Below are 12,832 nucleotides of genomic sequence, written 5' to 3'. Positions count from 1 at the left end.
AGGGTCTTCCAGGTGGTCGCGTGGACGGTTTTGTCGGCAGGACCCGTGAGCTGGCTCAACTCGACGGGGTGCTCAGCCGCGTCGCACGCGGCGGTCGGGCCGGCCGCCAGGGGCGGGCGCTGCTCATGCGGGGCCGCCGCCGGGTCGGCAAGTCCCGCCTGGTGGAGGAGTTCGTCGAGCGGGCGGGCGTGCCTCACCTCTTCTTCACCGCCTCGGCGCAGCCCACCACCGCCGCCGATCTCGCGCTCTTCGTCGCCGCCGCGGCCGACTCGACGCTGCCCGACGCGGGGCTGTTCACGGCACAGACGCCGGCGACCTGGGACGCCGCGCTCACGCTGCTCGCCGCCGCGCTGCCCACCGACCGGCCCAGTGTCGTCGTCATCGACGAGATGCCGTATCTGATCGCCACCGATCCCGGCTTCGAGGGCACCCTGCAGAAGGTCTTCGACCGGGAACTGTCCCGCCGGCCGGTTCTGGTGATCGGCATCGGTTCGGACCTCGCGATGATGGAGGCGCTGAACGACTACGGCCGTCCCTTCCACCAGCGCGCCACCGAGATGGTGATCCCGCCGCTCAGTCCGGGCGACGTGGGCGAGATGCTGGATCTGCCGCCGGCCGATGCCATCGACGCCTACCTCGTCACCGGTGGCCTGCCCCTCGTGGTGGACGACTGGGCACCCGGTGCGGGTCTGCGCGACTACCTCGCCGACGCGGTCGTCGACCCCACCTCCGCGCTGCTCGTCAGTGGCGAGCGGGCCCTCGCGGCCGAGTTTCCCCCGCAGTCCCAACCGGACGTGGTGCTCCGGGCCATCGGTGCCGGGGAACGCACCTTCTCGTCGCTCGCCCGGGCGGCGGGAATCCCGCAGGCGTCGCTGCACCGCGCGCTCCGCCTGCTCACCGAGAAGAGGATCGTCGAGGCCGCTCTTCCCCTGTCCACCCGACCCTCCCGCGAGACCCGCTATGTCGTCGCCGACCCGTACCTCCGTTTCTGGCTCGCCTTCCTCGGCCCTTACCTGCCGGAGATCGAGCGTGGCCGGGGAGACCTGACGTTGAACCGGATCGACTCCTCGTGGACCTCCTGGCGAGGACGCGCGGTCGAACCGGTCATCCGTGAGTCACTACGCCGGCTGCCGTCCGGCCATCTTCCGGCCGACACGGCCGTGGTGAACGGTTACTGGACACGTACCAACGATCCCGAGATCGACCTCGTCGGTGCCGACCGTGCTCCGGTGGCCAGGCGCATCACGTTCGTTGGCTCGATCAAGTGGCTGGAACAGGCGGCGTTCGACGCCCACGACCTGGGCCGGCTGCTTCACCATCGGGCACGCCTCCCCGGCGCGGACGAAGACACCCCGACCGTCGCGGTGGTCCGCAGTGGGCGCGCCGTCGACGGCGTCACCGTCCTCGGGCCGGAGGAACTGCTCACCGCGTGGCGGGATTGAACTGTCGCCGGTGTCCGGCCGTACCAGTGGGCGAGGATGTGGTGCGGCCGGTCCGCCGCACCGCTGCCGAGCTGCGGGAGGCCTGCCGTGCGTGTTGGTGAGCAGTCGACGGATCCCATCGACAAGGTCCTGGGCGAGGTGCCGATGCCGGCGCCGTTGACACCCGAGGACGTCCGCATCGCGGTCCGGGCGGTGGTGGTGCACGCCGCCGAGGAGTGGCCCGCGGGGCCGAAGTGCCGCAACGACGGGGCGGCGTTCCCCTGCCGGTTGCACCGTTGGGGGCGCCGGGTGCTGGCGACACACGGCCTCAACGAGCGCCAGATCGACGCGCTGATCCGGCACGGCAACCCGTTCGTGCACGTGCCCTTCCCGTTCGTGCTGACCGGCCCGTCGGCGGCCCGACCGGCCGTCCAGGCGGCCCGCCCGGGCACGGCGCAGACTGCCCGGCCGGGCGCGGGTCAGGCGGCCCGGCCGGGCGCGGCCCCGGCCGCCCGTCCGGTCGCCGGCCAGGCGCGTGGCCCGGTCCCGCGGGTTGTCGCGCCGCCGGTGCGGCCCGGCCTGCGGCCCGGCGCCGCACGGCCGGCCCCCGCGGCCCGGCCGCGCTGGCCCCGGGCGAGCTGACCCCGGGTACGGGTCACGGCCGGCGCGCCCGACGCGGGGCGCCCCCACCCCCCGCGTCGGGCCGTCGTGCGTCCGGATCAGTTGATTCCGCAGTCCGGGGCCGACCAGTCGGTGGTGTTCGTCGACTTGTCCCGGGTGTTCTCCCGGCGCGAGTCCACGTGCGTGTGGTCGTCGTGATCCGGGTAGCCGGGGCCGTAGATGCCACTGAAGCCCTGGTCCCGGGCCGACCGGGCGATCTCGCAGAGGGTCCGGTCCCGCGAGGTCAGGTCGGCCGCGTTGCCGTACAGGTGCTGGCTGTCGGTGGCGCCGCCGACCTGCCGGTTGCAGGCGATGCTGCGGAATCCGCTGGTGACGTAGAGCGGCTTGTCGCCGAGGCTGCGCCGCAGCGCCTCCAGCTTCCACATGGTGCGTACCGCGTTCTCCCGGGTGGCGGACGACGAGAGCGGACCCCCGCTCCACCCGCCCTTGCCGCAGCCGTTGTCCAGCTCGGCGTAGCTGAAGTGCTTCGGGGTGCAGTCGTTGTCCTGGAGGTCGTAGATCTTGGCGAAGGTCCGCGGCCCGGCGACGCCGTCGGCCCGCAGTCCGTACGCGGACTGGAAACGCTTGACCGCGGCGGTCGTCTCCGGGCCGTACCGGCCGTCGACCCGGACGATGCCGGCGTACCCGGCCCAGCCGGCCACCCGGATCTGGAGCTGCCGGACGTCCTCGCCCGAGCGCCCCTGCGACAAGGTGCGGGGCCAGGTGTAGCAACCGTCGGCGTGGGCCGCCGGTGCGGCGACGACCGTCGCGACCGCCGCCCCGGGCAGGGCCAGCGCGAACGCGACGGCCGCCCGCTTCAGGGTGTTGACGCGCACAGGAGTCCTCCCGATCAGAGTGGAAATGGGGTCGGGACGGCACATCGACCACCGCGTCCCGTCCTTCTCACCGTGACATTCGGCGGGCCTCTTCGTGGTGATTAGCGGAAATTGTTCTCACATTCGGTCATGGTCGGAGGGGAGCGGTAACGTCTGCTCCCGGGCCCGGATCGACCCCCGGGCGGGCGAGCCCCGCGGGCAGGGGAGGTGGGCGATGGCGCGTGGCGGCGTGTTCTGCGTCGAGGGGCAGTGGCACCGCGACCTCAACGAGCGCGGCTCCGTCCTGCCCACGCTCGAACTGCTCGAACGACTGAACCGGATCCGCTACATCCACAAGGACGCCGCCACCCGGGACGAGCTGTTCTACTTCCTCGACCGCTGGCTGCTCAAGCAGTACGCGGACCATCGCGTCGGGTTCTTCGCCATGCACGGCGAGCCGAGCCGGCTCTGCCTCACCGACTGGGACTCGGTCGAGCTGTCCGACGTGGCGGAGCGGATGGCCGGCCGCGCCGACGGGCGTCGCCTCTACTTCGGCAGCTGCTCGGTGCTGCGTGCCTCCGACGCCACGCTGCGCGGCTTCCTCGAGGTCACCGGCGCGGCGCTGATCTGCGGCTTCACCCGCGACGTGGACTGGGTCGAGTCGGCCGCGTTCGAGACCGTGCTGCTCGACGTGCTGGCCAACGGGCAGCGGCACAATGCCGCCGAGCTGCGGATGGGCTCGGCGCACTGGGCGCCGCTCGCCGCGTACCTCGGTTTCCGGGTGATCTACGCCAACGGCCGCGCCTGGCGGCCCACCGCCCGCCCGCGCGTGCCCGAGCAGGTCGCCCCGCGCCGGGCCGCCGGCCGCCCGCGCTGAGATCCGGCCGCCGGCCTGGTAGAACCGAGGCATGCCACGCAGCATCGCGCGCAACACCCGGGTCGACCGGGACGCCCTGACCGAGTTCCTCCGCCCCCGGCACCGCGTCGTGCTGATGACCACCCGGGCCGACGGCCGCCCGCAGTCGTCCCCGGTCTCCTGCGGCGTCGACGCCGAGGGCCGGCTGGTCATCTCCACCTATCCGGAGCGGGCCAAGGTGACGAACATCCGCCGCGACCCGCGCGTCTCCGCCTGCGTGCTCTCCGACGACTGGAACGGCCCGTGGGTGCAGGTCGACGGCGTGGCCGAGGTGCTCGACCTGCCCGAGGCGCTGGAGCCGCTGGTGGACTACTTCCGCAGCATCTCCGGCGAGCACCCGGACTGGGACGAGTACCGGGCGGCCATGGTCGCGCAGGGCAAGTCGCTGATCCGCGTCACGATCGAGTCCTGGGGGCCGATCGCCACCGGCGGGTTCCCGGCCCGGCTCGCCGACTGATCAGTACGCGGCGGTGAACCGCGCGTTGCCGAACCGGGGGTTCTCGATCTCGTCGACGATCGCCACCGCGAGATCCTCGTAGGTGAGCACCGAGCGGCCCTGCGCGTCGGTCACCGGGTGGTCCGTGCCGGTGCGGTAGTGCCCGGTCCGCTCGCCGGGGTGGAACTCCAACGGCGGCGGGGAGACGTACGTCCAGGTCACCCCGTCGGCCGAGGAACGGTAGAACGCCAGCGCGTCCGCCTGCCCCTGCGCCGAGTCGCGGTACTCGGCGGGGAAGTCCGGCTCGTCCAGGAACCGGGTGCCGCTCGGGGTGAGCAGCGTCGCGCCGCCGCCGACGTGGATCACCCGCGGCGGGTCGGGCATTCCCCGCAGCGTGTCCACGAGCGTCCGCGCGGCGTCCCGCCAGAGGTCACGCTCGCCTCCGCCGATGGCCACCACCAGCACGTCCGCGTCCTCGGCCAGCTCGCGTACGCTCCGCGCCGAGGTGGCGTCGCCGGTCACCGTGCGTACGCCCGGGGGCAGGTAGCCGACCGCCTCCGGCCGGCGTACCGCGGCGGTGACCCGGTGCCCCCGCTCGGCCGCCTCGGCGGCGATCCGGGAGCCCGCCGTCCCACCGGCGCCGAACACGACGATGTCGCTCATGCCTCACAGGCTAGGCAGCCGGCCGCCGGCCGGGTGCCGTTCCGCCGGAACCGGCCGGCCCCGGCCGGTTCTGCCCGCTCAGCCGGGGGTCAGTCGACCAGCGCGGAGTAGACGAGCTGGCGCAACTGGCTGCGCAGCGGGTACGTGCTCGACGGCATGAGCTGCGTGAACAGCAGCGCGGTGACCTCCTCCACCGGGTCCACCCAGAACGCCGTGCTGGCCATGCCGCCCCAGTAGAACTCGCCGACGCTGCTGGGCACCCGGGCCGGCACCGGGTCGAGCACTACGGCGAAGCCCAGTCCGAAGCCGATCCCGTCCAGCACCGTCTCGGAGAACCCCTCCGGGGAGAACGAGGCGAGGTCCCGGCCGCCGGGCAGGTGGTTGCGGGTCATGAAGCGGACCGTGCGGGGGCCGAGCAGGCGCACCCCGTCCAGCTCGCCGCCGCGCAGCAGGAACTGGGTGAAGCGGTGGTAGTCGGCGGCGGTGGAGACCAGCCCGCCGCCGCCGGAGTGCCAGCCCGGCGCCGCCAGCGCGGCCCGGCCGATGCCGTCGGCGCGTACCGCCTGACCGGTGGCCGGGTGCGGGGCGTAGAGCGCGGCGAGCCGCTTGGCGTCTGCCTCGTCCACCCACCAGCGGGTGTCGGTCATCCCGAGCGGGCGCAGGATCCGCTCGGCGAAGAACGCGTCCAGGGACTGCCCGGAGACCACCTCGACCAGACGGCCCAGCACGTCGGTGGAGACGCCGTAGTTCCAGCTCGTCCCGGGCTGGAACAGCAGCGGCAGCGTGGCCAGGCCGGCCGAGGCCGTGGCCAGGTCCGCGCCGGCCGGCACGCCCAGGTCGAAGCCGGCCGCCCGGTAGAGGCCGTCGACCACCGAGACCTGGGCGAAGCCGTACGTCAGGCCGGCGGTGTGGGTGAGCAGGTGCCAGATCCGGATCGGCTCGGTGGCCGGCAGGGTGTACGGCTTGAGCACCGACCCCCGGTCGTAGACCCGGACGTCGGCGAACTCCGGCAGCCAGCGGCTGACCGGGTCGGTCAGCTCGAACCGGCCCTGCTCCCAGAGCATCATCGCGGCGACCGAGGTGATCGGCTTGGTCATCGAGTAGATGCGCCAGAGCGTGTCCGCCTCGACCGGCGTGCCGGCCTCCCGGTCGCGCAGCCCGTACGTCGACGAGTGGGCGATCTCGCCCCGGCGGGTGACGACGACCTGCCAGCCGGCGAGCCGGCCGTCGTCGACGTAGCGGGCGAAGTGCTCGTCGATCCGCGCCAGTCGGGCGGGATCGAAGCCGACACGGCCGGGATCGGTGCTGACTGCGACGCTCACCCCCGCGAACCTACCCGCCGGTACGGCGAGCCGGAAGTGTCGGCCGGCCACACTAGTGTCGGCGGCATGCCGGAGCCCGTCGAGGACGTCACCTACCGCCAGCAGGACTGGTACGCGGAAGAGTTGGTCGATCGGCACTTCGTGCGCTGCGAGTTCTTCGACGTCGACCTCACCGAGGCGGTCAGCCGGGGTGCGGTGTTCACGGAGTGCGTCTTCGGCACCGTGGCGTTCAACGCCTCCCGACACGTCGACTCGGCGTTCACCCGTTGCACGTTCACCCGCTGCAACCTGTTCGAGGCGGAGTTCACCGGCTGCAAGCTGGTCGGCAGCACCTTCGACCGGTGCGACCTGCGCCCGCTCCGGGTCGACCGCGGCGACTGGTCGTTCGTCGCGCTGCCCGGCGCCGACCTGCGCGGCGCCCGGATCACCGACGTACGCATGCGCGAGGCCGACCTGACCGGCGCCGACCTGACCGGCGCGGTGCTCACCGGCGTCGACCTGTCCGGAGCCCAGTTGCACGCCGCCAAGCTGACCCGCGCCGACCTGCGCGGCAGCGACCTGTCCGCGCTCGACCCGACCGCGGTGGAACGGGCCGGGGCGCGGGTCGACGTGGAGCAGGCCGTGACACTGGTCCAGGCGCTCGGCTTCCAGGTCGGCTGACCCGGCCGCCCCGCCCGCCTCCGTGGTCGCCCGACCGCCCCGCCCCGCCGATGCCGTCGCGCTGTCGGCCGGCGTCACGCGCCCGGCCCGGCCGGTTGGAGGTCCGGGCCTCGGTCGTCACGGTGCGTTACACCCTGTCGAGGACGACTCCTCTGAAGCGACATACCGCTGTGTCATATTTATGACCCACGGGTATATCGCTTCCCACGGAATCCTTTCTCCCGGCCGACACGCCCGGGGTGGGAGCGACGAAATTGGTTTGTGTCGACCGCTTCTCGGAGATCGAAGCATGTGTCATCCTGCCCTGCGGCGAGCCGCGGTGATGGTCGCCGACTCCGGCGGCCGAGGGAGGGGCGGTGGCTGAGGAGGAACTCACGCAGTCCGGAATGCGGGTCGGAGGTTGGCTGCCCGCCGTGCCGGTCGAGCCCGTCGCCACGCCGCAACCGCCGGCCGCTCCGCGTCGCCTCGCCGGCGAGCCGGACGACGGCGCGTGGGAACCGGCCGCCCCGGCCGTCTCCCCGATCGACGATGCGGCACCAGCACCAGCACCGGCACCAGCACCAGCACCGGCACCAGCACCAGCACCGGCACCGGCACCGGCACCGACCGTGCCCGCGCCGCTCGGCCCCGCGTCCGGCGGGCCCGCGCCTGGGCTGGCCCCGCTGGTCGGGCATGCCCCGTCTGGGCACTGGCCGAGCGGGCCCCAGCCGGCTGGGCTCGGTCCGGTTGGGCCGGGACCGGACGGGCTCGGTCCGATTGAACCGGGCTCGGGACCGGGCGGGCTCGGCGCGGGTGGACCGGGGCCGGAAGCGGGCGGGCTCGGGCCAGTTGGGCCAGGGCCGGCCGGTCCGGTGCCGGCTCAGACGTCGGCCCGGCCGGAGCGTGCCGGCCGGCGGGCGCGGGACGGCCTGCGGGCGCGGGACGGCCTGCGGGCGGTGGACGGGGACCCGTTCGGGGACGGGATGCCGGCGCTGGCCGGCCGGCACACCGCGCCGGAGAGTCTCCGCACCCGGCTCACCGGCCTGGCCGGCCCGTTCGCGACCCGGCTGCGGCACGCTCTCCGCCCGGATACGGCGCGGCCCGCGAGCGAGGCCGGGGCCACCCGGGTCGCTGCCGCCCGGGCCCGCCGCCGGCGTCGGCGAGCCGTGCTGGCCACCGCCGCGCTGACCGCGTCGGTGGTGGCGTTGGCGTACTCCGCCCGGTCGCCGACGCCGCCCGAGCGTGGCCGGGCCGTGCCGGCCGCCGGGCCGACGACGCCGGCACCGGCGCCGACGGCGGCGCCCCCGACGGTCGTGCCGGTGACCGGCGACCCGGCGCTGCCCGGCGACCCGCTGCTCGGGGTGGATCAGGAGCCGGTGCCGCCGGCGGTGTCGCTCACCCTGCTCGGCACGCGGGACTGGCGGCACTGGGGCGGCGCGGGCGCGGACAGCGTCCAGCGTAAGCAGCGCGGCACCGGCGAGATCGAGGACCCGGGCGGCGACCGGCTGGAGCACAACGCCGGGGTGTCCGGCCTGAGCTGGACGGACGGCACGCCGACGGTGCGGCAGGAGAGCAACCGGACGGGCGTCTTCCAGCGCGGTGCCGGCAAGGCCTTCAGGCTCGGTGTGGCCGGCGGCGGGGACCTGCGGACCGTCCGGCTGTTCGTCGGTGTGTTCTCGGCCGGGGCCCGGCTCGACGTCTCGCTCTCCGGCGGCGGTGATCCGGCCGTCCGGGAGGTGGCCATGGCCCAGGGCGACCGCTTCTACCAGTACGTCATCCACTTCCGGGCGCCTCGCGGCCAGCGGCTGCTGATCACCTGGCGGGCGCTCGCCGTGACCGGCGGGCAGAACGACGGGGTGTCGCTGGAAGCGATCACAGTAAGCTGACCCGCCGCTCGGCTGGACGGCGACGGGTCCGTTCTGCTACCTCTTGGTAACGAACGGGAAACGCCCGTCGGCTCACATATGGCGCAAACGGCCGGGCGGTGACACCGTGAAGCCCGTCACGCTCCGGCCGCTTCCGGCGGCGCCGCGTGAGACGAAGCGGAGGTGTGGTGGGCGAGGAGGACCGTTCGCGAACCGGCCCCGGCTCGCATCGGGAGGGCCACCCGCGTACCCGGTCCGCGCTGCGCCGACTGCGGCGCCGGCGGCGGATGGCGTTGGAGGGCCTGGCCGCGTTCCTCTGCCTGGCGGCGCTGGTGGCCTACCTCGGCACCGAGCGGCACGACGCGCCGCGCGAGGAGAGCGCGGCCCTGCCGGTGGCGCCGACCGGCCGGGTCGGGCTGCCGGGCGAAGCCGACGGCGCGGTCGCCACCCCCGGCCTGCGCCCCCGGCAGCGCCCGCCGTCCCCGAGCCCCTCGCCGTCCCCGAGCCCCTCACCGTCCACGATGGCGCCACCGACGGTCGCGGTCAGCCGGGCCGAGGTGCCCGCCTCGGTCGACCTCACCGCCGTGGGCACCGTCGACTGGGTCCACTGGGGGCTGCTGGGCGGCGACCGGACGGTTCGCAAGCGGGGCGGTTCCGGCGCGATCCGGGACGAGGGCGGCCGGGGCCGGCGGGAGAGCTTCAGCAACAACCCGGAGGCGTACGCCTGGCGGGACGGCGTGCCGGTGGCTTCGGCCAGCGGCACCATGTCCGGGGTCTACACCTGCGAACAGGGCAGCGGTTTCCGTCTCGCGGTGACCGCCGACGGGCAGTCGCGCACCGTGCACCTCTACGCCGGGCTCTGGATGGCCCGTGGCCGGCTCGACGTGCGGATCGCCGGTGGGCCGGTCAGCACGCTCCGGATGGAGGACCCGCACACCGCGCTGACCACCGACTTCACCGTCCGGTTCCGCGCGCCGCGCGGTGCGAAGCTGTTGCTGAGCTGGACCGTGGAGGAGTCCCTCGGGCAGTGCGGCAACGTCAGCCTCCAGGCCGTCGCGCTGCGCTGATCCGCGTACCGTCGGGACAGTTTGTCCGTCGCGCGCCGGGTCGACCGACGTACCTTTCCGAGGTCCCCGTCCGTCCATCCTTTGTGGAGGTTCGACCGATGAGCCGTCCCACGCCTCTCGCCCCTGCCCGCCAGTCCTCCGATCGTGGTGTGTTGCGGGACATCCCGTTGCCGCCGTACGTGACGGTGGAGGACGTCCAGTTCGCGGTGCGGGCGGTGGTGGTGCACGCGCCACGGTCCTGGTCGGGCGGGACCATCTGCCGCAACGACGCCAGCCCGCATCCGTGCCGGTTGCACCGCTGGGGCCGGCGGGTGCTCACGCTGCGCGGACTGCCGCCGGCCGAGATCGACGCGCTGGTCGAGCGGGGCGACCCCGCCGCCGCCCCGCGCCCGTACCGGCCCGGCGCCTGAACGCCGGGCCGGCGCGAGTCGGTCAGCAGAACGCCGGCTTGACCCAGGAGCACTCCCGCCCCTCCGGCACCCGTGGTGAGTCCGGTGCGGTCGGCACGGTCCGCCGGGCGGTCGCCGTCTCCTTCTCGGTGTACGTGGCCAGCGCGATCGCGATCTGGTCCTCCAGCCCCTTGACCGACGAGGTCAGGTAGTTGTTGAGGACGATCGAGAAGGCCAGCAGCCGGCCGTCGGCGTCGGTGACGTAGCCGGAGAGGCCGGACGCGCCGGTCAGGCTGCCGGTCTTGGCGTGCACGTTGTTCGCGGCGGCGGTGCCCGTCATCCGGCTGCGCAGCGTCCCGCCGACGAGCCGGTCGGTGTTGCCGGCCACCGGCAGCGCGGCGTACCAGGTGTCGAACCAGGGCTCGGCGCGCACCGCGGAGAGCAGCGTCACGAACTGGGCGGGCGGGATCAGGTTGCGTCGGGACAGACCGGAGCCGTCACGCTGGCGCAGTGTGCCGGTGTCCATTCCGGCGTCGCCGACGTACTCACCGATCGCGGCCAGGCCGGCGGCCCAGGTGCCGGAGCCGGAGAGCATCCGGCCCAGCTCCTTGGTGAGCACCTCGGCGTGCCCGTTGTTGGAGAGCTTGAGGAACGGCACCATGAGGTCGGCCAGCGGCATCGAGTCGTGCCGCGCCAGCGGCCGGGCGGTGTCCGGGGTGGCCGTGCCGAGCACGGTCCGGCCGAGGACCCGTACGCCGTGCCGGCGCAACGCGGACCGGAAGACGTCGGCGGCGTACCCGGTCGGTTCCCAGACCGTCACCCAGTCGCTCTCGGCGGCCTGGCCGACCGCGATCTGGCCGGTCACCACGACGGTGTTGCTCCCGTGCTCCCGCTCGATGGAGACGGTGGTCTCGCCGCCGGTGACCGTCTCGGCCCGGTTGTCGATGTGCAGCCAGCCGTTGTCCGGGGTCATCGAGACCTTCGGCCGGACTCCGGCCCGCGCGCCCGGCGCGACGTCGACGATCACGGTGCCGGCGTCGTAGTCGGTGTCCGGCGCGACGGTCAGCGCGGACACCTGCGCGGCGTAGTAGTAGGGCTCGTCGTCCCAGGTCCAGTCCGGACCGAGCCGGGTGCGGTCGTAGCGGGTGTCGTCGGCGACCAGGTCGCCGGTCACCACCCGTACGCCGGCGGCGGCGACCTGCGCGGCGAGCCGGTCGTAGTCCGCCGCGAGCATGGTCGGGTCGCCGCCGCCGCGCAGGTAGAGGTCGCCGGAGAGCAGCCCGGCGCGGCGCGGCCCGGCGGCGCTGACGTCGGTGGTGAAGCGGTGCCCCGGGCCGAGCAGTTCCATCGCCGCCGTCGAGGTGAGCAGCTTGGTATTGGAGGCGGGGACGAGCCGGCGGGTCCCGTTGCGGTCGTAGAGCGTGCGGCCGGTGGTGGTGTCGACCACGACCACGCCCGCCTGCGCACCGTCCAGCCGGCTGTCCGCGAGGATCGCGTCGATGGTCGCGTGCAGCCGGGTCTGCGCCGGGGTGGGCGCGTCGGCCGTGGCGGTGGTGGTGCCGGCGGTGGCCGCGGTGGCGACCAGCACCAGCGCCGCGAGCGCCCGGGGAAAGAGACGACGATGCATGTGCAGATGCTGCCATGGTGCTTTCCTGCGGGAAAGAGCCCGGAGCGAAAGGTTATTGCCGAACTCAGGTCCGCGGCGTGCCCATCCGCTGCGAAGCCTCCGGCCCGCTCGCGTCCCGGGGCAGGAGGAGCGGTGCGACCAGGGCGGCGAGTGCGCCGCCCAGCAGCGGGAAGACGATGAAGACCCAGAGTTGGCGCAGCGCGGTGCCGCCCTGGAACAGGGCCGGACCGAACGACCGCGCCGGGTTGACCGAGGTGCCGTCCAGCGTGAGGCCGACCAGGTGCGCGGCGGCCAGGGCGAGACCGATCGGCACCCCGGCGAACGCGGCGTGCTCACCCCGCCCGGTCACCACCAGCACCACCAGGACGAAGAGGAACGTCAGCACCGTCTCCAGCACGGCGGCGCCGCCCAGGTTGATGTGCGCGCCGTACCCGTTGGTGCCGAGCGCGCCGGTCTGGTCGGCCACGTCACCCCACCTGGTGAGCGCCCAGATCACGAACGCGGCGACGGTGGCGCCGACGAACTGCGCGACCCAGTACAGCACCGCCCCCACCGGGGAGATCTTCCCGGAGAGCAGCACGCCCAGGGTCACCGCCGGGTTGATGTGGCTGCCGGAGAGCGGCCCCATCGTGTAGACCAGCGCCAGCATGGTGAAGCCGAATGCCAGGGCGACCACCACCACGCCACCGGAGACCCGGGCGAAGACGGCGCTGCCCACGCCGAAGAAGATCAGCAGCAGCGAGCCGAGGAACTCGGCGACGTACCTGCGCGGGTCGTCCATGCCCCGAGCATAGGGAGCCGCCCGGCGGATCGGAGGAGAAACCGCTGCTCAGGCCCGTTCACCCGGCTCTATTTGACGGATCCGCCGGCAGCGGGCACGGTGGGTGGTGAGGGGCTGTCCGACCGCCCCCTGTATTGCGGCGAAGCAGCGTTTCGTCCGCTTCCGGGTCGCGAGCCGACCGCGTGGGCCGAGTCGCCCGCGAATCCGAGAAACCAGCCATGAGGAGTTCCG

13 protein-coding genes are annotated in these 12,832 nt (G+C 73.9%); 8 read left to right on the top strand and 5 right to left on the bottom strand.

Translation table 11 applies throughout. From position 1 onward, the window contains the following. Window positions 1-20: 20 nt before the first annotated feature. Window positions 21-1,442 (top strand): ATP-binding protein, encoded by a 1,422-nt coding sequence (locus tag TPA0908_RS08195; protein WP_281936170.1) that lies wholly within the window; start codon window positions 21-23, stop codon window positions 1,440-1,442. A gap of 87 nt (window positions 1,443-1,529) precedes the next feature. Then, window positions 1,530-2,063 carry a hypothetical protein gene (locus TPA0908_RS08190; protein WP_281936168.1) on the top strand — a complete coding sequence of 178 codons (534 nt, stop codon included), beginning with the start codon at window positions 1,530-1,532 and terminating at the stop codon, window positions 2,061-2,063. A gap of 77 nt (window positions 2,064-2,140) precedes the next feature. Here TPA0908_RS08190 and TPA0908_RS08185 read toward each other — a convergent pair whose 3' ends face one another. Further along, window positions 2,141-2,917: a D-Ala-D-Ala carboxypeptidase family metallohydrolase gene (locus TPA0908_RS08185; RefSeq protein WP_281936166.1), complete on the bottom strand. Its 777-nt coding sequence runs from the start codon at window positions 2,915-2,917 to the stop codon at window positions 2,141-2,143. A 214-nt stretch (window positions 2,918-3,131) separates the two neighbouring features. On the opposite strand from TPA0908_RS08185, the gene TPA0908_RS08180 reads away from it, so the two are divergent. Beyond that, a complete protein-coding gene (locus TPA0908_RS08180; protein ID WP_281936164.1) occupies window positions 3,132-3,773 on the top strand; it encodes a DUF6642 family protein in 642 nt (213 codons plus the stop codon). Between the two features lie 31 nt (window positions 3,774-3,804). Beyond that, window positions 3,805-4,269, top strand: coding sequence for a PPOX class F420-dependent oxidoreductase (locus tag TPA0908_RS08175; RefSeq protein ID WP_281936162.1), 465 nt, complete (start codon window positions 3,805-3,807; stop codon window positions 4,267-4,269). On the opposite strand, the gene TPA0908_RS08170 is transcribed toward TPA0908_RS08175, so the two are convergent. Together TPA0908_RS08170 and TPA0908_RS08165 are read right to left on the bottom strand one after the other, a co-directional pair. Further along, entirely contained in the window at window positions 4,270-4,911 is a 642-nt protein-coding gene (locus TPA0908_RS08170) for an NAD(P)-dependent oxidoreductase (RefSeq protein WP_281936161.1), read from the bottom strand. 89 nt (window positions 4,912-5,000) lie between these two features. Next, entirely contained in the window at window positions 5,001-6,233 is a 1,233-nt protein-coding gene (locus TPA0908_RS08165) for a serine hydrolase domain-containing protein (protein WP_281936160.1), read from the bottom strand. A gap of 66 nt (window positions 6,234-6,299) precedes the next feature. Between TPA0908_RS08165 and TPA0908_RS08160 the strand changes: the two genes are divergently transcribed. From TPA0908_RS08160 to TPA0908_RS08145, 4 genes are all read left to right on the top strand, one after another. Then, a complete protein-coding gene (locus tag TPA0908_RS08160; RefSeq protein WP_281936158.1) occupies window positions 6,300-6,893 on the top strand; it encodes a pentapeptide repeat-containing protein in 594 nt (197 codons plus the stop codon). Between the two features lie 851 nt (window positions 6,894-7,744). Further along, window positions 7,745-8,758 (top strand): hypothetical protein, encoded by a 1,014-nt coding sequence (locus TPA0908_RS08155; RefSeq protein WP_281936156.1) that lies wholly within the window; start codon window positions 7,745-7,747, stop codon window positions 8,756-8,758. Window positions 8,759-8,925: 167 nt separating this feature from the next. Then, entirely contained in the window at window positions 8,926-9,804 is an 879-nt protein-coding gene (locus TPA0908_RS08150) for a hypothetical protein (RefSeq protein ID WP_281936154.1), read from the top strand. 98 nt (window positions 9,805-9,902) lie between these two features. Then, window positions 9,903-10,214: a hypothetical protein gene (locus TPA0908_RS08145; RefSeq protein ID WP_107162369.1), complete on the top strand. Its 312-nt coding sequence runs from the start codon at window positions 9,903-9,905 to the stop codon at window positions 10,212-10,214. Between the two features lie 22 nt (window positions 10,215-10,236). Here TPA0908_RS08145 and dacB read toward each other — a convergent pair whose 3' ends face one another. Both dacB and TPA0908_RS08135 read right to left on the bottom strand, forming a co-directional pair. Further along, on the bottom strand, window positions 10,237-11,820 hold the full coding sequence (gene dacB, locus TPA0908_RS08140) for a D-alanyl-D-alanine carboxypeptidase/D-alanyl-D-alanine endopeptidase (RefSeq protein WP_281936150.1): 1,584 nt from the start codon (window positions 11,818-11,820) through the stop codon (window positions 10,237-10,239). A 64-nt stretch (window positions 11,821-11,884) separates the two neighbouring features. Then, window positions 11,885-12,601, bottom strand: coding sequence for an MIP/aquaporin family protein (locus TPA0908_RS08135; protein ID WP_281936148.1), 717 nt, complete (start codon window positions 12,599-12,601; stop codon window positions 11,885-11,887). Window positions 12,602-12,832 lie beyond the last annotated feature (231 nt).

The organism is Micromonospora sp. AKA38 (assembly GCF_027925725.1).
In the GTDB taxonomy this organism is placed as follows: Bacteria; Actinomycetota; Actinomycetes; order Mycobacteriales; family Micromonosporaceae; genus Micromonospora.
This window is presented reverse-complemented; position numbering and strand designations above follow the sequence as displayed.